19 protein-coding genes are annotated in these 21,724 nt (G+C 57.8%); 10 read left to right on the top strand and 9 right to left on the bottom strand.

Going from position 1 to position 21,724, the window contains the following annotated elements; translation table 11 throughout:
* Window positions 1-43: 43 nt before the first annotated feature.
* The 3 genes from B3Q33_RS00315 to B3Q33_RS00305 all read right to left on the bottom strand — a co-directional run bounded on the left by B3Q33_RS00315 (window position 44) and on the right by B3Q33_RS00305 (window position 1,854).
* Complete coding sequence (locus B3Q33_RS00315; RefSeq protein WP_272963035.1) at window positions 44-742, bottom strand: PspA/IM30 family protein; 699 nt, start codon at window positions 740-742, stop codon at window positions 44-46.
* An 80-nt stretch (window positions 743-822) separates the two neighbouring features.
* Complete coding sequence (locus tag B3Q33_RS00310; RefSeq protein ID WP_272963034.1) at window positions 823-1,095, bottom strand: YiaA/YiaB family inner membrane protein; 273 nt, start codon at window positions 1,093-1,095, stop codon at window positions 823-825.
* A gap of 132 nt (window positions 1,096-1,227) precedes the next feature.
* Window positions 1,228-1,854: an acyltransferase gene (locus tag B3Q33_RS00305; protein WP_272974655.1), complete on the bottom strand. Its 627-nt coding sequence runs from the start codon at window positions 1,852-1,854 to the stop codon at window positions 1,228-1,230.
* Between the two features lie 169 nt (window positions 1,855-2,023).
* On the opposite strand from B3Q33_RS00305, the gene B3Q33_RS00300 reads away from it, so the two are divergent.
* The gene (locus tag B3Q33_RS00300) at window positions 2,024-2,734 is read left to right on the top strand and encodes a DUF4197 domain-containing protein (protein ID WP_272963032.1); all 711 of its coding nucleotides are present in this window, start codon (window positions 2,024-2,026) and stop codon (window positions 2,732-2,734) included.
* 350 nt (window positions 2,735-3,084) lie between these two features.
* Here the strand turns inward: B3Q33_RS00300 and B3Q33_RS00295 are convergent, their stop codons facing one another.
* Entirely contained in the window at window positions 3,085-3,816 is a 732-nt protein-coding gene (locus B3Q33_RS00295) for a glutamine amidotransferase (protein ID WP_272963031.1), read from the bottom strand.
* Between the two features lie 269 nt (window positions 3,817-4,085).
* Window positions 4,086-4,649, bottom strand: coding sequence for a DNA-3-methyladenine glycosylase I (locus tag B3Q33_RS00290; RefSeq protein ID WP_272974654.1), 564 nt, complete (start codon window positions 4,647-4,649; stop codon window positions 4,086-4,088).
* A gap of 321 nt (window positions 4,650-4,970) precedes the next feature.
* Here B3Q33_RS00290 and glyQ point away from each other — a divergent pair, with 321 nt between their 5' ends.
* From glyQ to B3Q33_RS00265, 5 genes are all read left to right on the top strand, one after another.
* Window positions 4,971-5,963 carry a glycine--tRNA ligase subunit alpha gene (glyQ, locus tag B3Q33_RS00285; RefSeq protein WP_272963029.1) on the top strand — a complete coding sequence of 331 codons (993 nt, stop codon included), beginning with the start codon at window positions 4,971-4,973 and terminating at the stop codon, window positions 5,961-5,963.
* Window positions 5,963-8,035, top strand: coding sequence for a glycine--tRNA ligase subunit beta (gene glyS, locus B3Q33_RS00280; protein ID WP_272963028.1), 2,073 nt, complete (start codon window positions 5,963-5,965; stop codon window positions 8,033-8,035). The genes glyQ and glyS overlap by 1 nt, the downstream gene beginning before the upstream one ends.
* Window positions 8,036-8,240: 205 nt before the next feature.
* Window positions 8,241-8,783 (top strand): D-glycero-beta-D-manno-heptose 1,7-bisphosphate 7-phosphatase, encoded by a 543-nt coding sequence (gene gmhB, locus B3Q33_RS00275; RefSeq protein WP_272963027.1) that lies wholly within the window; start codon window positions 8,241-8,243, stop codon window positions 8,781-8,783.
* 2 nt (window positions 8,784-8,785) lie between these two features.
* The gene (locus tag B3Q33_RS00270) at window positions 8,786-9,514 is read left to right on the top strand and encodes a lysophospholipid acyltransferase family protein (protein ID WP_035245702.1); all 729 of its coding nucleotides are present in this window, start codon (window positions 8,786-8,788) and stop codon (window positions 9,512-9,514) included.
* 108 nt (window positions 9,515-9,622) lie between these two features.
* Entirely contained in the window at window positions 9,623-9,982 is a 360-nt protein-coding gene (locus tag B3Q33_RS00265; protein WP_272963026.1) for an H-NS histone family protein, read from the top strand.
* A gap of 634 nt (window positions 9,983-10,616) precedes the next feature.
* Here the strand turns inward: B3Q33_RS00265 and gyrB are convergent.
* The 4 genes from gyrB to dnaA all read right to left on the bottom strand — a co-directional run bounded on the left by gyrB (window position 10,617) and on the right by dnaA (window position 17,054).
* Window positions 10,617-13,034 (bottom strand): DNA topoisomerase (ATP-hydrolyzing) subunit B, encoded by a 2,418-nt coding sequence (gene gyrB / locus B3Q33_RS00260; protein WP_272963025.1) that lies wholly within the window; start codon window positions 13,032-13,034, stop codon window positions 10,617-10,619.
* A 9-nt stretch (window positions 13,035-13,043) separates the two neighbouring features.
* Window positions 13,044-14,153 carry a DNA replication/repair protein RecF gene (recF, locus tag B3Q33_RS00255; RefSeq protein WP_272963024.1) on the bottom strand — a complete coding sequence of 370 codons (1,110 nt, stop codon included), beginning with the start codon at window positions 14,151-14,153 and terminating at the stop codon, window positions 13,044-13,046.
* A 298-nt stretch (window positions 14,154-14,451) separates the two neighbouring features.
* On the bottom strand, window positions 14,452-15,552 hold the full coding sequence (gene dnaN, locus B3Q33_RS00250) for a DNA polymerase III subunit beta (RefSeq protein WP_035245693.1): 1,101 nt from the start codon (window positions 15,550-15,552) through the stop codon (window positions 14,452-14,454).
* 92 nt (window positions 15,553-15,644) lie between these two features.
* Entirely contained in the window at window positions 15,645-17,054 is a 1,410-nt protein-coding gene (dnaA, locus tag B3Q33_RS00245; protein ID WP_035245691.1) for a chromosomal replication initiator protein DnaA, read from the bottom strand.
* A gap of 607 nt (window positions 17,055-17,661) precedes the next feature.
* Here dnaA and rpmH point away from each other — a divergent pair.
* From rpmH to mnmE, 4 genes are all read left to right on the top strand, one after another.
* Entirely contained in the window at window positions 17,662-17,796 is a 135-nt protein-coding gene (gene rpmH / locus B3Q33_RS00240) for a 50S ribosomal protein L34 (protein WP_011590025.1), read from the top strand.
* Between the two features lie 38 nt (window positions 17,797-17,834).
* A complete protein-coding gene (gene rnpA, locus B3Q33_RS00235; RefSeq protein WP_272963023.1) occupies window positions 17,835-18,200 on the top strand; it encodes a ribonuclease P protein component in 366 nt (121 codons plus the stop codon).
* Between the two features lie 40 nt (window positions 18,201-18,240).
* The gene (yidC, locus tag B3Q33_RS00230; RefSeq protein WP_273009973.1) at window positions 18,241-19,977 is read left to right on the top strand and encodes a membrane protein insertase YidC; all 1,737 of its coding nucleotides are present in this window, start codon (window positions 18,241-18,243) and stop codon (window positions 19,975-19,977) included.
* A 96-nt stretch (window positions 19,978-20,073) separates the two neighbouring features.
* A complete protein-coding gene (gene mnmE / locus B3Q33_RS00225) occupies window positions 20,074-21,456 on the top strand; it encodes a tRNA uridine-5-carboxymethylaminomethyl(34) synthesis GTPase MnmE (protein WP_273009972.1) in 1,383 nt (460 codons plus the stop codon).
* Window positions 21,457-21,724 lie beyond the last annotated feature (268 nt).

Genomic DNA, 21,724 nt, shown 5'->3' with positions numbered 1-21,724 from the left:
CTTGTGGGAGCGGTCGTTCGACCGCTCCCCCGGATGATCTGGTTCAGGACGTTTGCAGTCTTGCCAGAATCACCCGCGCCCGCTCGGTCTGACTGTCACCGATGCCGGCATCGGCCATGCGCCTGTCCAGACTGTCGCTCTGACTCTCGCCGGTCTGCCAGTCACAGTGGATCTCACTGTGCCACAACAGACGGCATTCTTCCTGCCGTTGTTGGATTTGCTGCAGAGTCTGTTTGCTGTCGCTGAGTCGTTCGGCAAGACCGCGCCCCTGAGCGTCCCGATTCTGACTCTGCCCGAACAGAGCCTCCTGGGTTCTGGCCAGGGACTGGTCATGACGCAGGGTTTTCAACTGGTCTGCCGCTTGCTGGATGAAGCGCTGGTATTCCGCTTCCTGCTGGTTGAGGGCAATGCCCTGTTGTTCCAGGCGAGCCTGTTGCTGTTCAAGATCCGCCAGCCGTTTGCCGATATCAAGCGCCAGCGCATCCTTGCTGGCGGCCAGGGCCTGGCGGGCACCCTTTTCGTAGTAGCCTATCTGACCGAGCAGCTCGTCGCTGCGACGGCGGTTAAGTTTTTGCTCCGCCATCAAACGCGCCAGCTGCCGGCGGGCATCACGCAGGGACTGCTCGGTTTCATAGAGCTGCTGATCGAGCAACAGCATATCGTTGGCATTGACGATCTGTTCCATGCTGACACGGGCCTGGCCGCGCATCAGGGTTTTCAGTTTGTTCCAGGCGGTGGCCATGATGATTCTCCAGAGCTTGGTCGTTAGTCAGAGGCCTGACGACACCACGAGGGTTTCACCAGGCCGGCGTCAGGCGTTGTTCACTCCGTGTATTCCTTGAGCAGGCGCTCGGTCTTCGCCTCGCTGATGCGGTTGATCAGTCGCCGGGCTTCGTGGTCGTCGCGCAGGGTCTTGGCCAGGGTAATGGTGGAGCCCACCACGAACATGATGCCCATCACCAGGTAGCCCTTGATCCACAGGTCCGTTGGCAACCAGACGATGCCCAGCACCATCAGGCCGAGGCTGATGCCAAAGGCCGCCTTTACATAGAACAACCAGCCGCCGGAATGGCGTTGAATCGCACTCTCATCCATGGGGGTTCCCTCTCGGTATCTATCGTTGTTTTATTTAACGACGTTTAATAAACACCATTACTAAACATCGTTCAATAAAGAGGGTGTTACCGATTATGTGGCGGGGGGTTCAATAGGGATGGGGAGGCTCAGTCAGCGAGGAAGATCCGGCGCGCCGGGGCGACGACCCACCGGTCGGGCCGGGTTGCCGGCGACAATGGTCCAGGGTTCCACATCCCGGGTCACCACCGCGCCCATGCCAACCACCGCATGGTCGCCAATGGTGACGCCATCCACGATACCGGCCCGAGCCCCGACCCAGACATCCCGGCCGATGCGGATCCCCTTCGAGGTCACTGGTTGCTCGCGAACCAGCCGATCCGCATCCAGTCCGTGGTTAAACGCATAGAGGGTGCAGTAAGCGGCAATGCGGCTGTCGTCGCCGATATGGATGCCCTCTGCACCGCCATCCAGGGTCACATGATGGTTGAGGCTGACCCGTTCGCCCAGGCGGACCGGACCATGAATAACGCAATCTGCGGCGATCTGGCTGCCATCACCCACGATAATGTCGCGACCCGGCTCAGCCAGCAGCACCGCCTGGGGCGCCACAAAACAGTCCTGCCCGAAGCGCACCGTCTCCAGCGCCATCAGACTGTGCTGAATATCCCGCTGCCAGGGCTCTGCCCAGGCACGATGCTTCGCTTTCAGGCGACCGTACAGCCAGGGCATATAAGCCAGGCGTTTCTTGTGTTGTTCGCGGTAGTCGGGGTGAGTCATGGCACTCTCGATATATCCGTAGGAGCGGCGCTTGAGCCGCAAACCATACTTGCGAGGTCTTCGCAGGTAGATTCGCGGCTCAAGCGCCGCTCCTACAATTAACAATACGAGTTTAGCAGCCAGCCCGGAATGCAGTAGCATTGTCCGCAAATCATAAGGAGTGTGTTGCATGAAACAGCTTTGGGTAGTGGTGGGACTGTTGGCGTTGGGCGGCTGTCAGAATATGGAAGGCATGATGCCCTGGGTGGACATGGGCAACCAGATGGCCAAGAACGCCGGCTATGACACCGACTCGAAACTGGCAGCAGGCATCAAGGAAACCCTGATCACCGGCACCGACCGGGCCAGCACTCAGCTCTCCCAAACCGGTGCGTTCAATCTGAAACTGCCCGCCGCCGCCCAGCCAGTGGCGGATACCCTTCGCCAGTTCGGCTTCGGCAGCTATGTGGACAAGCTGGAAACCGCCATGAACCGGGGCGCGGAACAGGCGGTGGCGGAAGCCACCCCGGTCTTCAAGCAGGCTATTACCAACATGAGCGTCAATGATGCCCTGGGGATTATTCGCGGCGGCGATACCGCAGCCACCGCCTATTTTCGGGGAGAGACCGAAAGCAGCCTGCGCCAGCGCTATCAGCCGATTGTGGAAGACAACCTGAAAAAGACCGGTTTCTATGACCAGTACAAGAGCCTGCTTACGGTGTACGATAAGTTACCACTCACTAACAAGCCCAATATGAACCTGGAAAGCTACGTCATCGACAACAGCATGGACGAGCTCTACACCCGCATTGGCGAACAGGAATCCCTGATCCGCCAGAACCCCATGCAACAGGGCAGTGCGCTGATCGGCGCGATATTTGGTGCAGACCAGGACGAGTAAAGCGGGGGTTTTAAGTAGGCGCGTTGGCGATTACCCGTGGAACATGCTGCCCGAACTGTTTTGAAGCCGCTGTAGGAGCCCCTCTTGAGGGGCGAACCACGCGTCAGCGTGAAAATCGCCCGCAGGGCGATCAGGAATATCAGAGCTTGGCAGGCTCCAATGCGGACCCGCCTCGCTACGCTCGGTTCGCCCCTCAAGAGGTATATTCGCTACGCTCACCCTCCGGGCCGCACTGCACTACGTGCGTTACTCCGCTACGCTCCGTTCCTACAGGAGCGTCGTAGAAAGTGTGGCGGTGTTTAAGAAGCGGGGGATCGCGCCGCCAGCGACGCTCCTACGGCATCGGTTGGTTACGCCACCTGCGCTGCCGTCAGCAGGGCAAAACGATTGAGGATGGTGCTGGCATCGTCGCATTCGCGCACTTCCGGCAAATGGCTATCCACCTGTTGCTGAGTGAGGCCCTCACCGCGCAAGGCCTGCAGGTAGGCACGCATCACATCAGCGCTGAACTCCGGATGAAACTGCACGCCCCAGACCCGGTCTCCGTAGCGAAAGGCCTGGCAGGCGTCGTGGCCGTTGCTGGCCAGGACCATGGCGCCGGGGGGCGGAGTCAGTACTGACTGACGGTGCACCACTTGTGCCCACGGGTGTCCGGTAATGGCGCCTAACAGGGCATCCTGTCGACCGGCACCGGTCAATCGCAGGGCAACCGTGCCCACTTCCAGACCCATGGGGTTATCCGCTACTTCGCCACCCAGGGTGCGAGCCAGCAGCTGGTGACCAAAACACAGCCCCAAAACCGGCATCTGCACCGCCTCGTGGACCAGGGTGTATAACCAGCGCATCAATGTCCGCATCCATGGCGCCTGATCGGTGACCATGGCGTGGGAACCAGCAATGACCACACCCGCCAGCTCGCTCAGAGCAGGAAACGGCCCTCCCTGTTCCGCATCAATCACCATGACACCGGTGGCCGCCCCCAGTCCCTGGTGTATCCAGGCCTCGAAGTCACCGTAGTGGGCGCTGATCTGCGGGAAGGTGCTGCCGGTCTTGATGATGGCAATGGGTTTGCTGTGATTCATGGCCTTTCCACCGTACTGTCCTTGTCTGGTTTCCTTTATACAGAGCAAGGGCTGTACCAACTTTTCAGTAGCAAGTTGAAAGTTCAAAGTTGAAAAGCGCGGACAGGTTATGGTGCCAACGGATACTCGCTGGCGCCGCGCCGCAAAGAGAGCAAAGAGCCGTCGGCTCCAGCAACCGGTTCCGTCGCTTTTCCCGTTGCGGCGCGGCAAAAGCGTTCAACGGTTAGCAGACGCCTTTATCGCGCTTTTGAACTTTCAATTTTGAACTTTCAACTCAAATCCCGATGCCGCGGGCAGGTGGTGAGGTGATCGTTGACCATGCCGGTGGCCTGCATAAAGGCATAGACGATGGTGGGGCCAACAAATTTGAAGCCGCGTTTTTTCAAGACCTTGCTCATGGCCTCTGCCACCGGGGTGACAGCGGGCACCTCCTTAAGAGTATGGAAATGATTGATCTGCGGGCTACCATCGACAAAGTCCCAGAGAAAATCACTCAGCGTCAGGCCTTCATCACGCAGGGCCAGATAGGACCGGGCGTTGCCGATGGTGGCAGCCACTTTCAGACGGTTGCGAATAATCCCCGCATCCTGGAGCAGGGCGGCTACCTTGCGGTCGTCGTAGCGAACGATCTTTTCCGCGTCGAAACCATCGAATACCTTGCGATAGTGCTCGCGCTTGCGCAGCACGGTAATCCAGCTCAGGCCCGCCTGAGCACCTTCCAGGTTCAGGCATTCGAACAGGGCCCGATCGTCGTATTCGGGAACCCCCCACTCATGGTCGTGGTAGTGCTGGTAGAGCGGATCATCCCCGCACCAGGGACAGCGTTCGTTCATGGCATCTCTCTTCGCGTTTTTCACAATAAAAGGACGCTTCGTCATCAGCAAACGGCCAGATCACCGGTTTACTGCGCAGCCTCGACCCATGCCGATAAAGCAGGGGCACCTGAACAAGCCGTTTACAGGCCGCATGGCACTTCCTTGCTATCAGGTGAGTGCTGCATCGACATTACCGGAGCTGGCCTGGTGCGTCATTCTACCGGTTCACTCCTGACACCCTGCTGTCAGTAGGGGTCCGGCCAGCGGTATCACCGGCCCGGTCGGCCCGGTATACTTGGCGCCTTTCGCGGCAATCGAACTCGAACAACAGGATTCAGCATGGCGGAACAACCGCAGACGGACATCATGACATTCCAGGGCCTGATTCTGGCCCTGCAACAGTACTGGGCCGAACAGGGGTGCGTAGTAGTACAGCCCCTGGATATGGAAGTGGGCGCGGGTACCTTTCACCCCTCCACCTTCCTGCGCGCCATCGGCCCGGAAAACTGGAACAGTGCCTATGTGCAGCCTTCCCGCCGGCCCACCGACGGCCGCTACGGGGAAAACCCCAACCGGCTGCAGCACTATTACCAGTTCCAAGTGGTACTGAAACCGTCTCCGGACGCTATCCAGGAGCTGTATCTGGGCTCCCTGCGGATGCTGGGTTTTGATCCACTGGTCCACGATATCCGCTTTGTGGAAGACAACTGGGAGTCGCCCACCCTGGGTGCCTGGGGTCTGGGCTGGGAAGTGTGGCTGAACGGCATGGAAGTCACCCAGTTCACCTACTTCCAGCAGGTAGGCGGCATCGACTGCTACCCGGTCACCGGCGAGATCACTTATGGCCTGGAACGTCTAGCCATGTACATTCAGGGGGTGGACTCGGTCTACGACCTGGTGTGGTCCGATGGTCCGTTCGGCAAGGTCACCTACGGTGATGTGTTCCTGCAGAACGAAATCGAGATGTCCACGTTCAACTTCGAACACGCCAATGTGGACGAGCTGTTCAAGCAGTTCGACCTGTTCGAGGGCGAATCCACCAAACTGATCGAGGCCGGGCTGCCGTTGCCCGCCTATGAGTATGTGCTGAAAGCCTCCCATACCTTCAACCTGCTGGATGCCCGCAAGGCCATCTCCGTCACCGAACGTCAGCGCTTTATTCTGCGTGTGCGCACCCTGGCCCGGGCCGTGGCCCAGGCCTACTTCGACAAGCGTCGTTCGCTTGGCTTCCCCATGGCGGATGCCAGCATCCGCGAGGAAGTGGAGACGGAATTGAAAAAGCAGGATGAAAAGGCCGCAAAGCAGGCCGCCAAAAAGAAGGGGAAGCAATAATGTCCCGGGATTTGCTGATTGAACTGGGCACCGAAGAACTGCCCCCCAAGGCGCTGCCCACTCTGAGTGCGGCGCTGACGGAAGAATTTGTCCGCCAACTGGATGAAGCCGGCCTCAACCACGGTGAGGTAGAAAGCTTTGCCGCCCCGCGCCGTCTGGCCGTGCTGGTGCGTGGCCTGGATGACAAGCAGGCGGATCGGGATATCGAACGCCAGGGCCCTGCCGTTCAGGCTGCCTTCGACAAGGACGGTAACCCCACCAAGGCGGCGCAAGGGTTTGCGTCCTCTCTGGGATTGACCGTGGACCAGCTGGGTCGTCAGGACACCGGCAAAGGGGAGCGCCTGGTGGCGCAGATCACCGAAAAGGGCAAACCCGCCGCCGAGCTGATTCCCGATTTCTTTGCCCAGGCAGTACAGAAGCTGCCGATTCCCAAGCGCATGCGCTGGGGCAAACGCAAGGTACAGTTCGTGCGTCCTGCCCACTGGCTGGTGGCCCTGTTCGGTGATGACGTGGTGCCCTTCGAGCTGCTGGATCTGCAGGCCGGCCGCACCAGTTACGGCCACCGTTTCCATGCCCCCGGCGCCATCGAGCTGGCTACTGCCAGCGAGTACGCCGAGCGCATGGAAAAAGACGGTCATGTGATTGCCGACTTCGCTCGCCGCAAGGCGATGATTGAAGAACAGGCCATCGCCGCCGGTAAGGAAGCCGGCGGTACTGCGCAGATCGACCCGGACCTGCTCGACGAAGTCACCGCCCTGGTGGAATGGCCTCTGGCCCTGATGGGCAGCTTCGATGAAGACTTCCTGCGTGTTCCCCAGGAAGCCCTGATCAGCGCCATGGAAGAGCACCAGAAATATTTCTCGGTACTGGATGCCAACGGCAAGCTGATGCCCCGTTTCATCACTATCAGCAATATCCAGTCCAAGGATCCTCAACAGGTGATCCATGGCAACGAGAAGGTAATTCGTCCCCGTCTGGCGGATGCGGCCTTCTTTTACGACAACGACTGCAAGAAAACCCTGGCCCAGCATGGTAAAGGTCTGGCCAATGTGGTGTTCCAGCAACAGCTGGGCACCGTGGCCGACAAGTGCGCACGGATTGGTGCCCTGGCAGCCATTATCGCCGAACAGATCGGTGGCGATGCCGAGCAGGCAACGCTGGCCGGCGAGCTGAGCAAAGCTGACCTGAACAGCGAGATGGTCGGTGAGTTCGACACCATGCAGGGCATCATGGGTTTCTATCTGGCGCGTCTGGAAGGTCAACCGGAAGAGGTGGCCCAGGCCCTCTACGAGCAGTACCTGCCACGCTTCGCCGGCGACAAGCTGCCGCAGAGCAAGACCGGTATGGCCGTGTCTCTAGCCGACAAGATCGACACCCTGGTGGGCATCTTCGGCATCGGCCAGAAGCCCAGCGGTACCAAGGACCCCTACGCCCTGCGTCGGGCTACCCTGGGTGTGTTGCGTATCATCATCGAAAACCAGCTGGATCTGGACCTGCAGCATCTGCTGGAGAAAGCCGGTGACCTGCTGGAACTGCGCATCAACCGCAGCCAGGCAGCGGAAGCCTTCGAGTTCATCAAGGGTCGCTACCGGGCCATCTACCAGGAGCAGGGCATTGCCACCCCGGTGATCCTGTCGGTGCTGGCTATCGACGATGCCTGCCGCAAACCGCTGGATTTCGATCGCCGGGTGAAAGCGGTAGCCGCCTTCCAGCCACGGGAAGAAGCCCAGGCCCTGGCCGCTGCCAACAAGCGGGTGTCCAATATCCTCGCCAAGCTGGACCAGGCACCGCCGGAGGAAATCGACGGCGCCCTGCTGGAAGACGAGGCCGAGCAGACCCTCACCAATCTGGTGGTGGCCAGCTACGAGCAGTCCGAACCGTTGCTGGAAAAAGGCGACTATCAGGGCGTACTGGAAATGCTCGCCGAACTTCGTGAGCCGGTGGACGCCTTCTTCGACACCGTCATGGTGATGGCGGAAGACGAAGCCGTGCGCAACAACCGCCTGGCCCTGCTGGCGTTCCTGCGCGACCTGTTCCTGAATGTGGCGGATATCAGTCTGCTGCAGGAATAAATTGGCGCTTGCACGCAAGCACGCAAAAACACAGGGCCGCTTTCTAGCGGCCTTTGTGATTTGAACGCGAAGCGAAACCCGCTGTAGGAGCTATGCTTGCATGGCGAAAGGCTTTCCCGTTTTCCGCTAGCGTGTTGGTAACCTGTAACCCTTTCGCCATGCGAGCATGGCTCCTACGGACATGATTGGTATTGGGCAAGAATCCATGAACAAACTCATCATCCTCGACCGTGACGGTGTCATCAACGAAGACTCCGACGCCTATATCAAGACCCTGGACGAGTGGATTCCATTACCGGGCAGCATTGACGCCATCGCCCGTCTCAGCCGGGCAGGCTATACCGTGGTGGTGGCTACCAACCAGTCCGGTATTGCCCGGGGCTACTTTGATGTGGCAACACTGGATGCCATGCATGAACGGATGGGCGAACTGGTCCGTGCAGCGGGCGGCGAGATGGGCAAGGTGTTTTATTGCCCCCACGGGCCGGACGATGGTTGCGACTGCCGCAAGCCCGCTCCCGGCCTGATCGACCAGATTGTTACCGAGTATGGCGATGTCACCGGCGCACCCCTGATTGGTGATAGCCTACGAGACCTGGAAGCCGGGGTAGCCCGTGGTTGCCAACCTGTACTGGTATTAACCGGAAAGGGAGCAAAGACACAAGACAAGGGCTTGCCGACTGCGCTGGGCCATGTCGATGTATACGGCTCCCTGGCGGATTTTACGGATCATATTTTGAAGGATTAGGCATGACCCAGCACACGCATTATTCGCTGCCCATCAAAATCCGCAGCGTTCTGTTTTTTGTGCTGTATAACCTGGCCGGCATTATCCACAGTGTTTTCTGCGTACTGATTGGCCCCTTCCTTCCCTACCGCCGCCGCTATAATTTCGTCAATCTGTGGACCGGCTTTGCCATGTGGTTGCTGCAACGGCTTAACGGCGTACGCATTCAAGTGGAAGGACGTGAGAATCTGCCTGCCGGGGCTTTCGTGGTTCTGGCCAATCACCAGAGCAGTTTCGAAACCTTTTATATGCAACTGCTGATCAGGCCACAGGCCACCGTGCTCAAACGCGAGTTGCTGTGGCTGCCGTTCTTCGGCTGGGGTCTGGCCCTGCTCAAACCGATTACCATCAATCGTAGCAATGGCAGTGCCGCACTAAAATCCGTACTGCAGCAAGGCAAGCAACGGCTGCACGATGGTATCCCCGTGGTGATTTATCCGGAGGGCACTCGCCAGGCACCTGGCACCCTGGGCAAGTTCAATCATGGTGGCTCCATGCTGGCCTGTCAGGCTGGCGTCCCGGTTGTGGCCATCAGCCATAACAGTGGCAATTGCTGGCCAGCGCGTTCCTGGATGCGTTTACCCGGTACGATTACCCTGCGCATCAGTCCACCAATTGACAGTGACGGCAAAAAGGCAAAACAAATTACCGAAGAAGCCAATAACTGGATTCGCCAGCATTACCCTCAATAATTTTAAAATCGTTTTTTATTGTCCACCTGCCACGAGTTTAATTGCCTTTCCCCGGTAAAATAACTAGAGTTTGTGCCGCTGTTAATCATCGATAACAAGGGCTACTCAATGAGCATTAATCTTGATGAACTTTCCGTTGATGAACTGGAAAAACTGATCAAGCAAGCGGAAACCGCACTGGACAAGAAGCGCAAGGCAGAGCTGAAAAATGCTCAGGCGGTACTTGAGAAAATGGCCAAGGATCTGGGCGTCTCTCCGGAAGCATTGCTGAAGGATGCCGCCGGCAAAAAGAAAACCACCCGCAAAAAAGCCGCCAAGAAGAAAACCGGTGTGCGTCGTCCGGCCAAGGTGAAATACCGCGATCCGAACGATAGCAGCAACACCTGGACCGGCCGCGGCAAACGTCCGTTGTGGCTGCAGGGCGCACTGGAGAAGGGCGCCAAGCTGGAAGATTTCGCGGTCGAGTAAACAGCAACGTTTACCCAATACGCGACAAAAAAAGCGAGCCGTCAGGGTTCGCTTTTTTTATGCGCTTATTACCCCCCTTAGCGCCGCTGGTAACCAGTTATGCGGCAATGTGCCTTCCTGCCCAACCGATGCCTTGAGTCCCTGACAGGCCGGAATCAATACCGTCACCATTGCCAATAGCAGCAAGCCAGTGATACCCGTCAGAGGTAACTGCCGTAACAGGTGTATCCCGATACTCCGCTTTTCCCTGTGGCGCTGCTGGCCGCGGTAATCCCTTTCCTTATTCACCATGCGACTCCTTGAATCCCTAATCACCAGAGAGGTTTTACGGGTCCTCGCATTGCCGCCACATAGCAGCGGATAGTCCGGGCAAAGAGTCCGGATAGTTCACAACATCCTTGTACGGCTACCAGGGCACTGACCCTCATGAACGCCCTTTCAGCTGGTACTGCGTCAGCCACACTTACAAAATACACGTACATAGTTAAAAATTGAATAATGTTCAAAGCAGCTTTTACGATTGCTGGCAACGCCGGGAATAACGGAACAGGAACGGGCAGAAGGGGAAGAGAGTAGGGCAGCAACAAAAAAGGGGCCAAACGGCCCCTTTTTTTGCGATCAAAACGACTCGTTATCAGACATCCAGATTGGAGACCTGCAGCGCATTGGACTCGATAAACTTCCGACGCGGATCCACATCGTCACCCATCAGGCAGGTAAAGATCTGGTCTGCGGCGATGGCGTCCTCGATGGTGACCTGCAGCATACGCCGGCTTTCCGGGTCCATGGTGGTTTCCCACAGCTGCTCCGCGTTCATTTCCCCCAGCCCCTTGTAGCGCTGGAAGCTGGTACCACGGCGGGCCTGAATCATCAGCCACTCCAGGGCGTCGGCAAAGTGACGGATGGGGCGCTGGGTTTCGCCACGCTGGATATAGGCATCCGCAGCCAGCAAGCCTTCCAGGGTTTCCCCCAGGGCCTTGATCTTCTGATAATCCGGCGACTGCAGGAAATCCAGGGTCACGCGATATTCGCGGGGTACACCGTGAGCGAGCACTTGCACACGTGGCAGGTACAGGCCACGTTCTTCGTCTCGCGCGGCGGTGATGGTAAAGGTCTGGGTGGCATCGGTAATGGCATCTACCCGTTTACCCAGCACCTGGCACCAGTCTTCCATGCCCGCCTGATCCTTCAAGCCTTCTTCGCTGACCGAAGGCATGTAGATCATCTGCTCCAGCACTTCCTTGGGGAAGACCCGGGACTGGCGATCGACAATCTTCATGACGTTGCGGTATTCAGCAATCAGGTTGGCCAAAGGCTCCCCGCTGATTGGCGGCGCATCGTCACCCGGATACAGGGCGGTTTTTTCCAGAGCCAGGGTGGTCAGGTACTCCTCCATGGCCGGATCATCCTTGAGATAGGTCTCCTGCTTGCCTTTCTTCACCTTGTAAAGCGGCGGCTGGGCAATATAGATATAGCCCCGCTCGATCAGCTCGGGCATCTGGCGGAAGAAGAACGTCAGCAGCAGGGTACGAATGTGAGAACCATCCACGTCCGCATCCGTCATGATGATGATGCGGTGGTAGCGGAGTTTTTCCACATTGTATTCGTCGCGGCCAATGCCGCAGCCCAGAGCGGTGATCAGGGTGCCCACTTCCTGGGAGGAGAGCATCTTGTCGAAACGCGCCTTTTCCACGTTGAGGATCTTGCCCTTCAGCGGCAGGATCGCCTGATTCTTGCGGTCACGGCCCTGTTTGGCAGAGCCCCCCGCAGAATCACCCTCCACAATATAGAGTTCGGAGAGGGCAGGGTCTTTCTGCTGGCAGTCCGCCAGCTTGCCGGGCAGGCCGGCAATATCCAGGGCACCCTTACGACGGGTCATTTCCCGCGCCTTGCGCGCCGCATCCCGGGCGCGAGCAGCATCGATGATCTTCGAGGAAATGGCTTTGGCTTCCTGAGGATTTTCCAGCAGATAATCCTGGAACAGCTCACCCATGGTCTGCTCGACCGCACTTTTCACTTCGGACGAGACCAGCTTGTCTTTGGTCTGGCTGGAGAATTTGGGATCCGGCACCTTCACGGAAATCACCGCGGTGAGGCCTTCACGGGCGTCATCACCGGTAGGATTGGCCTTTTCCTTCTTGAGCAGCCCTTCCTTTTCCATATAGCTGTTCAGAGTACGGGTGAGAGCCGCGCGGAAACCCGCCAGGTGAGTACCACCATCCCGTTGGGGGATGTTATTGGTAAAGCAGAACAGGTTTTCCTGGTAGGAATCGTTCCACTGCATGGCCACTTCCACAGCGATGCCATCTTCTTCCCGGTCGAATTGGAAGTGGAACACCTGGTTCAGGGGCGTCTTGTTTTGGTTCAAGTAGCTGACGAAGGCACTCAAACCGCCGTCATACTCGAACACATCCTCTTCGCCATTGCGCTCATCCAGCAGGTGGATACGCACCCCGGAGTTCAGGAAGCTCAGTTCCCGCAGGCGTTTGGCCAGAATGTCATAGTGAAACTTGATATTGGTAAACGTTTCCGGAGAAGGGCGGAAGTGAATGGCCGTCCCGCTGCTGTCGGTATTGCCTACCACTTCCAGAGGCATAGCCGGTACACCGTGGCGGTAGAGCTGCTCGTGGACCTGGCCATTACGACGAATGGTCAGCTTCAGCTCTTCGGAGAGGGCATTCACTACGGAAACGCCCACACCATGGAGGCCGCCGGACACCTTGTAGCTGTTGTCGTCGAATTTACCACCGGCGTGGAGCACGGTCATGATCACTTCGGCGGCGGACATGCCTTCTTCTTCGTGCATGTCCACGGGAATACCCCGGCCATCGTCCTGAACGGACACGGATTCATCCGGGTGGATAACCACCTTGATCTCGGAACAGTGGCCAGCCAACGCCTCGTCGATGGAGTTATCCACCACCTCGAAGACCATATGGTGCAGGCCAGTGCCATCATCCGTATCCCCGATGTACATGCCAGGGCGCTTGCGAACGGCGTCCAACCCTTTCAGCACCTTGATGCTGGATGAATCGTAATTTTTCTCCGCCATGGTATTTCCTTATTCACTCCCGGTGAGGGGCCGAAGTTGGCCATGTTCCACGTGGAACATTTTGCTCTCGATCGCCCGTAACGCTTTATTCTGCTGCACCACAGCCTCCCATTGGGGCTGATCCAGTGCGGTAATCAGGGTCTGGTGGCCAGTGGAAGCCAGATACCCCAGCATCTGATTACGGTGTTCTTCGTCCAGCTCAGCAGCCAGATCATCCACCAGCAGGGTACAAACTTTCCCTGCCTCGCTGATCAACGGCAACTGAGCCAGCACCAGACCATAGGCAACCAGCTTGGCCTGGCCCCGGGAAAGGCGATCTCGCGCCACCACTCCCCGGGATTCGATACGAATATCGCTGCGGTGATACCCTGCCTGACTGAACCCACGTCGGATATCGTCAGGACGGAGGCGAGCCAGGGCATCCGCATAGCTCTCATCTTTTTGTAGTCCCGTCTGTAGATGCACCCGAATTTTCAACTCCGGCGCAAGATGAGACAACACCGCATCCAGGCCTGACTGCAAGGCTTGCAGATAGCTACGACGCAACCCTTCGATTCTATCAGAAGTCTGCGCCAGTTGCTGGTCCCAAAACCCCAGTTCACGGGGGTTCGGACGCCCGGTACGGAGTAGGGCGTTTCTCTGCTTCAGGGCCGCAGAAGCCGTGCGCCATACCGGCATAAATTCATGTTCCACGTGGAACATTCCCCAGTCCATAAACCGCCGGCGCAGGGCTGAAGCCCCAAACACCAGCTCTACCGACGTGGGATGCAAGGCCAGAACAGGGAGAAGACCCGCCACTTCACTAAGGGCCCTAGGGGTTTCCCCGTTGAGCTTGATGGCATCGATCCCACCCGGAGTCCGGCGCACACCCAAACGGTGGATATTCTCGCCTGCCGACACTTCCGCATAAAGGGTGGCCGCGGGCGCTCCGTCGCGGACCAGCCGGGACAACCTGCCACCACGGAATGACCGCCCCCCGCTACCAATGAAATAGATGGCTTCCAGCAGGCTGGTCTTGCCGCTGCCGTTATCACCAAGAATCACATTGAGGGAAGGGGAGAGGGCAATATCCAACTGGCGGTAATTGCGAAAATCTCCAAGCTGGAGACGGCTCAACATAGAAAGGAATCCACCCACAACAACCAGGGAAGCCGCCGCAGCAGCAAGAAATGACTGCACCGATTGTAGCTCAGGGAGAGGGCAGGGGCGATGATGCTAACACCTGTTTCCACCACAGAGGACACCGAGCTCACTGAGGAAACCCCATTTCCGACCAAAAGGGCGCCGTGTTGCTTCGCAAAGGATCTCACCCCTGAGCGCTCTGTGGTAACGATACCTTTACCGCAGCCGGCTGATGCCGGGCAAAAAAATACCCGGCGCGATGGCCGGGTATTGGGGAGGAGCGGGGGCTTGCTGATCAGAGCCGCATGGGCATGACCACATACAGGGCAGCCTTGCTCTCGGGATCCAGCACCAGGGCGCTGCTGTTGCTGTCGCCCATCTCCAGCTCTGCCTGGGTCCCTGCCATGGTGTTGAGCACGTCCAGCAGGTAGCTCACGTTGAAACCAATCTCCAGGGGCTGCCCATTGAAGTCTACGGACACTTCTTCTTCCGCTTCTTCCTGCTCCGGGTTGTTGGCCACGATGCGCAGGCTGCCTTCGGACAACTGAACCCGCACACCCCGGTATTTCTCATTGGACAGAATCGCTACCCTGGCCAGGGCCTGGCGCAGGGTTTCCCGGTCGGCAATGATGGTGCGCGAGCCTTCCTTGGGAATCACCCGGTCATACTCGGGGAACTTGCCATCAACCAGTTTGGAGGTAAACGTAATCGCGCCCACCACAATACGGACATGGTTGCGACCCACAGTCAGGCGGGCATTTTCGCCAGCATCACCCAGGATACGGGACAGCTCCATCACCCCTTTGCGTGGCAGGATCACCGAGGCTTCTTCTACCGGCACATCCAGCTCCGCATCGCACAGGGCAAGGCGGTGGCCATCGGTAGCCACGGCACGCAGACGGCCCGGCTTGAGCTCGAACAGCATGCCATTGAGGTAATAGCGCACGTCCTGCTGGGCCATGGAAAAGGCAGTACGGTCGATCAGGCTGCGCAATACGCCTGGCTGGATATCCAGGCTGGAACCGGCAGCATCTTCTTCCAGATTGGGGAACTCGGACGCGGGCAGGGTGGAGAGAGTGAAACGGCTGCGACCGGAACGAACCAGCATGCGCTCGCCATCCACCTCGAAACGGATGTCGGCTTCCGCCGGCAGACTCTTGGCAATGTCCACCAGCTTGCGTGCCGGTACCGTAGTTTCCCCGGCCTGATGCTCCCCTTCCAGTGGCAGGCGAGCCACCAGCTCCAGTTCCAGATCGGTGCCTGTCATGGAAAGCTGCCCATCCCCCACCTCCAGCAGGACATTGGACAGCACCGGCAGGGTTTGCCGTTTTTCCACCACTGCAGCCACCTGTTGCAGGGGCTTGAGCAGTTGTTCTCTATTGATTGAGAATTTCATCGCGCTTTCCCGTTCTGGTTATTTGGGCCAGAGGCTCCCAGGCCCTTCCTTTACATATGATGCACAGAGCCGGCCACCGGGCCGGGGCCCTGTCAGGACGTCAGCGTCCGTAACAGGCTCTGGTAATCTTCCTCGATTTCCGGATTGGATTCCCGCAGCTGCAACACCTTACGACAAGCATGCAACACGGTGGTGTGATCACGGCCACCAAAATTTTCACCGATCTCCGGCAGGCTGTGGCTGGTCAGTTCCTTGGACAACGCCATGGCCACCTGCCGCGGTCTCGCCACCGAACGGGTCCGTCGTGGAGAGAGTAGATCATTGATCTTGATCTTGTAGTACTCGGCCACCACACGCTGAATATTGTCGATGCTGATCTGTCGCGCCTGCAGGGCAATCAGATCCTTCAGCGCTTCCTTGATCAGGCCGATATCTATCTGTGCACCAGTGAAACGCACATGGGCGATCACCCGGCGCAACGCCCCTTCCAGTTCCCGTACATTAGAACGGATTCGTTGCGCGATAAAGAAGGCCGCGTCATTGGGCAGATCCACCTTGGCTTCTTCCGCCTTCTTTTTCAGGATCGCTACCCGCGTTTCCAGCTCCGGTGGCTCCATGGGCTGGGACAACCCCCAGCCGAACCGACTCTTGAGGCGCTCCTCGAGACCATCCACTTCCTTGGGAAACTTGTCACAGGTCAGAATGATCTGCTGGCCATTTTCCAGCAGCGCATTGAAGGTGTGGAAGAACTCTTCCTGGGACTGCTCTTTACCTGCAAAGAATTGAATATCATCGATCAGCAGCGCATCCACTGACCGGTAGAAGCGCTTGAACTCATTGATGGTCTTGTTGCGCAGGGCCGAGATCATATCCGCGACAAAACGCTCACTGTGTAGATACACCACCTTGGCGTTGGGGTTGCGTCGCAGCAACTCGTTGCCCACCGCATGCATCAAGTGGGTCTTACCCAGGCCCACGCCCCCGTACAACAGCAGGGGGTTGTAGCCGTGGCTGGCCGGGTTCTCAGCCACCTGCTGGGCCGCCGCCGCCGCCATGCGGTTGGACTTGCCCTCCACAAAGGTGGCAAAGGTGAACCCGGTGTTGAGATTACTGCGATGCTTGCGGGCGCCTCCCAGCTCCGTAGGCTGCGGTTTGCTCTCCGCCAGCTCCGGTGTACGCATATGACCGGAAGATGGCGTAGCGGGGCTGGCAGGGGCAGGGGAGGACGACTGGGCAGACGGAGCAGGCATCCGGCTGGATCCCACCTCCAGCCGCAACTGGGGCAGCGCGCCACTTTGCAGCTCGCCCAGTACCTCGCCGATGCGATCCATGTACTTGTCACGAACCCAGTCAACCACAAACCGATTGGGTGCAAACAGCGTCAGCTCGGCGCCATCCGCAGATGCAGCCACCTGTAATGGCCGAATCCACATATTGTACTGCTGTGACGGCAACTCATCCTCGAGTCGAGTCAGGCAGCGTTGCCAGAGCTCTTCAGACACGCACACGCCTTATTATCCTGGAACGATACTGCGCCCCTCTCTCTACACGAAGGCAAAAAGAGGAAGAACAAGGGACCCGACCGCGACAGAAATCACAGTCCAGCGGCACTCTTGGGCCCTGAATCGTCTTTTATGAACTGAATGAAAATTCGGTCAAAGAACCGGAATCGAGCCCGTTATTCTACCCCCTCAGAGCGATAACTATCCACAGGGCAGCCGGGATTTTTCCGGCTTTATTTCTGTGGATAACTAGGACCATAACCCTGTGCGGGAATGCAGGTACAACCCGGTGGACAACTGGATGTACAACTTATACCCACATTTAATGACAGGTCGTCCCCCGCTCGTCCCCAGTACTTACACACAATGGTACGCAAGTTATTAACGACGCAAACTTATGATATAAATAGGGATTTCACGCTTATCCACAAAAAGTGCTTTCCCCTATAATAACTACTACTACAAAAAACATTTAAATATTTAAGTTCTATTAACAGTTCTCTCCAGCACGTCTCGAACTTGCCTGAAAAGCTGATTGACAGGGGATTTCGCTTTCCCTAGACTTGCCGGCCTTCCAATTGCTGTCTCATTCCATGGGGAAGACACCATGAAACGCACATTTCAGCCCAGCGTACTCAAGCGCAAACGTGCCCACGGTTTCCGTGCTCGCATGGCGACCAAAAACGGTCGCAAAATCCTGGCCGCTCGTCGTGCCAAGGGTCGTAAGCGGTTGGCTGCCTGAGCCAACCGTTTTACTCTGCCCTCCTGGCTGAGGTAACAGTGCCAATAACCCGGGCTTTTACCCGCCAGCACAGACTTCTCACCGGACCCCAATATCAGACCGTATTCGACCACTCCAAATGGAAGGTGGGGAATGCGGCGTTTTTGCTATTGGCCTGCCCCAACCAGCAGGCTCTGCCCCGGTTGGGACTGGTGATTGGTCGCAAGCGTGCCAAACGTGCCGTTGACCGTGGTTGCGTCAAACGCAGAGCCCGGGAACAGTTCCGATTGCGGCAGGATCAACTGGCAGGTCTGGACATTATTTTGCTGGTTCGCGGACGAGTGGATCATCCGGACCCGGCAGAAGTCACCGACCAGCTTGGCAAGCTATTCGACAAGCTGCTTGCTAAGTGCGGGCAAGCTTGAGAAACTGCGGCCCGTTTTTCTCGCCACAGAATAGTCTGTTATGGAAATCCAGCGCGCCCTTGTAATTACCGGCATTGCCATCGTTTCCTACCTGATGATTCAGGCCTGGCAACAGGATTATGCCAACCCGACCCAGCCAGCCCCCGTTGAGGAGGTTGCGCAGAGCGCGCAAGGCAATGGCGACGGACTCGACCTGCCTTCCCCTCAGGCAGATGAGGTGGATAACGGTATTCCCTCTGCACAGTCAGAGCGGGTTGAAGCCCCTTCTTCCGAATCCACGGAAACCACAACTCGCCAGCAACGCATTCGGGTCAACACCGATGTGTTGCGAGTGGAAATCGATCCCCAGGGCGGTGATATCGTTCGCCTGGCGCTGCCTGAGTTCCCCCATCATGTGGATACCCCGGACCAGCCCTTCGTGTTGCTTGAGCAGGATGCCAGCCGCACCTATGTGGCTCAGAGTGGCCTGATTGGCAAGAACGGCACCGATTCCAGCGCCGGCCGTCCACTATGGAGTGCAGCCAAACAGAGCTACCAGCTGGATGAAGGCACCCAGGAACTGAACGTGGACCTGACCTTGCGTCAGGATAATGGCGCCGAGCTGGTCAAGCGTTTCACCTTTGAACGCGGCAGCTACCTGGTGCGCGTTAGCCATATTGTCCGTAACCAGGGCAACAGCGAGTGGTCCGGTGCCTTGTATGGCCAGATCAAGCGTGATGGCAGCGAAGATCCTGGTCTGTCCAACAGTGGCTTTATCCCCATGCCCACCTATCTGGGGGGGGCCTACTGGGACAGTAAAAAGCCTTACAACAAACTCGATTTTGAAGACATGTCAGAAAACCCGCTGGACCTGACGGTCCAGGGCGGCTGGCTGGCCATGGCGCAGCACTATTTTGTGACTGCCTGGGTGCCTGATGCCCAGCAGAAGAACCATTACTCCAGCGTGCACCTGGAAAAACGCGGTCAGTACCTGCTGCGGTTTGTGTCTCCTACCCTCAAGGTGGCACCAGGCGAAGAGAAGGTGCTTTACGCCGAGTTCTATGCCGGGCCCAAGCAGCAGGACAAGCTGGAGGCAATTAGCCCCGGTCTGAATATGACTGTGGATTACGGCTGGTTGTGGTTTATCTCCCAGCCCATCTTCGCCCTGCTGGTATTCCTGCAAAGTGGTGAAGTGTCCGTGTTCGGCATGGATATCGATATTGGTATGGGCGTCGGTAACTGGGGTGTTGCCATTATCCTGCTCACGCTCATTATCAAGGCGATCTTCTTCAAGCTCAGCGCCACCAGTTATCGCTCCATGGCGAAAATGCGCAAGGTGGCGCCGGAAATGCAGCGCATCAAGGAGCAGAACAAGAACGACAAGCAGAAAGCGCAAATGGAAACCATGAAGTTGTTCCAGCGCGAAAAGATCAACCCGCTTGGTGGTTGTCTGCCGATGTTGGTTCAGATGCCGGTGTTTATCGCTCTTTACTATGTGTTGCTGGAATCCGTGGAGCTGCGTCAGGCACCTTTCTTCCTGTGGATCAACGATCTGTCAGTAATGGATCCGTACTTCGTCCTGCCGATCCTGATGGGCGCCTCTATGTTCCTGCAGACTCGCCTCAATCCGACCCCGGCCGACCCCATGCAGGCCCAGGTGATGAAGTGGATGCCGGTGGTGTTCTCCGTGTTCATGTTGTGGTTCCCTGCCGGTCTGGTGCTGTACTGGCTGACCAACAACATTCTCTCCATTGCCCAGCAGTGGGTAATCACCCGCAAGATCGAAAACGAGGGATAACGGGCTCAACCCGCTATTCTTTGCAAGCCGGCCGGGATTTCCCGGCCGGTTTTGTTTTATGCTGATGCTCCTTTTCCGGCCTTTCAGAATCACTTCATGTCGAATACAGCCCAGGACACCATTGTTGCGATTGCCACTGCGCCCGGGCGAGGTGGTGTTGGCGTGGTGCGTCTGTCAGGGCCTGACGCTGAAGGTATCGCGGGCAAGATTGTTCGTGATCGCTCACTGACCCCGAGAATGGCGCATTTCGCCAGATTCCGGGGTGCGGGTGGCGAGGTTATCGATGAGGGGCTGGTGATTGCCTTTCCCGCCCCCCATTCCTTTACCGGCGAAGATGTGGTGGAGCTACAAGGCCACGGCGGTCCGGTGATCCTGGATATGCTGGTGGCGGCCTGCATTGCCGCCGGCGCCCGCCAGGCCCGTGCCGGGGAGTTTTCCCAGCGGGCGTTCCTCAATGACAAGATGGATCTGACCCAGGCCGAGGCCATTGCCGATCTGATTGACGCAGGTACCAGCGCCTCGGCCCGTGCCGCTCTACATTCCCTGCAGGGGGTGTTCTCCGACGAAGTGAATCGCCTGGTGGAAGACCTGATCGGCCTGCGTATCTATGTGGAAGCAGCGATCGATTTCCCGGAAGAGGAGATAGACTTTCTTTCCGACGGCAAGGTGGCCGGCGATCTGCGCGAACTGCGAGCGCAGTGCCTGCGGGTACTGGATGAAGCCAACCAGGGCCGCCTGGTCCGCGAGGGCATGACTCTGGTAATCGCCGGTAAACCCAATGCGGGCAAGTCTTCGCTGATGAATGCCCTGGCGGGTTTCGATGCCGCCATCGTCACAGATATCGCTGGCACTACCCGGGATGTGTTGCGCGAATCCATCCAGCTCGATGGTATGCCGCTTAACCTGATCGACACCGCCGGCCTGCGTGACAGCGCTGACGTGGTGGAGCAGGAGGGGATTCGCCGCGCCTACGCAGAAATGAGAAAAGCGGACCGTTTGCTGGTGATGGTGGATTCCCGTGAGGGTGAGGTTAATCCACAAGATATCCACAGCTTGTTGCCGCAGAGTCAGCAACAACTGGAAAACCTGGATCTGCCGGTCACCGTGGTGCTCAACAAGGCAGATTTGTCCGGTATGGCCACTGGCCCCCTTGATAGCGACTGTTTCGTGATCTCTGCGACCACCGGTGATGGACTCCCTGATCTGCGCGATCACCTGAAAGCCGCTGCGGGGTTTAAAGGTGCGGGCCAGGGCGAAGGGCAGAGCCGGTTCTCCGCCCGCCGCCGCCACATCACTGCTCTGGAGCAAGCCCTGGCCGCCCTGGACAAAGGGGAGCAGCAACTGCACGGCCATGCCGCCGGCGAACTGCTGGCCGAAGACCTGCGCGCCGCTCAAAAAGCCCTGGAAGAAATTACCGGTGCCTTTACTGCCGATGATCTGCTGGGGCGTATCTTTTCCTCCTTCTGTATTGGTAAATAAGAAAGAGCCATAGCCGCCGTGGATTCAGGGCGGAGCACTCTCCCGTCCGCAATAGTTACCCACAACCTTCCCGGTTGGCCAAATATCCCCCATTCCTGACCAAACCGCTCATCACAGAAATAAGTGGCGAAGCCCTTTCAAATCAAAAGCCTATCTGCCTGGTAAACATATTGTTTTTTTTGAGCATTGAGTTGCATATTCATTGCGCTAGGTTTGGTTGTGACCGGGCGGTCACAAAAGTGAACGGCTGTACATAAAACAATAACAA

This window comes from Alcanivorax sp. UBA3183 (assembly GCF_002364155.1).
Taxonomy (GTDB): domain Bacteria; phylum Pseudomonadota; class Gammaproteobacteria; order Pseudomonadales; family Alcanivoracaceae; genus Alcanivorax; species Alcanivorax jadensis.
This window is presented reverse-complemented; position numbering and strand designations above follow the sequence as displayed.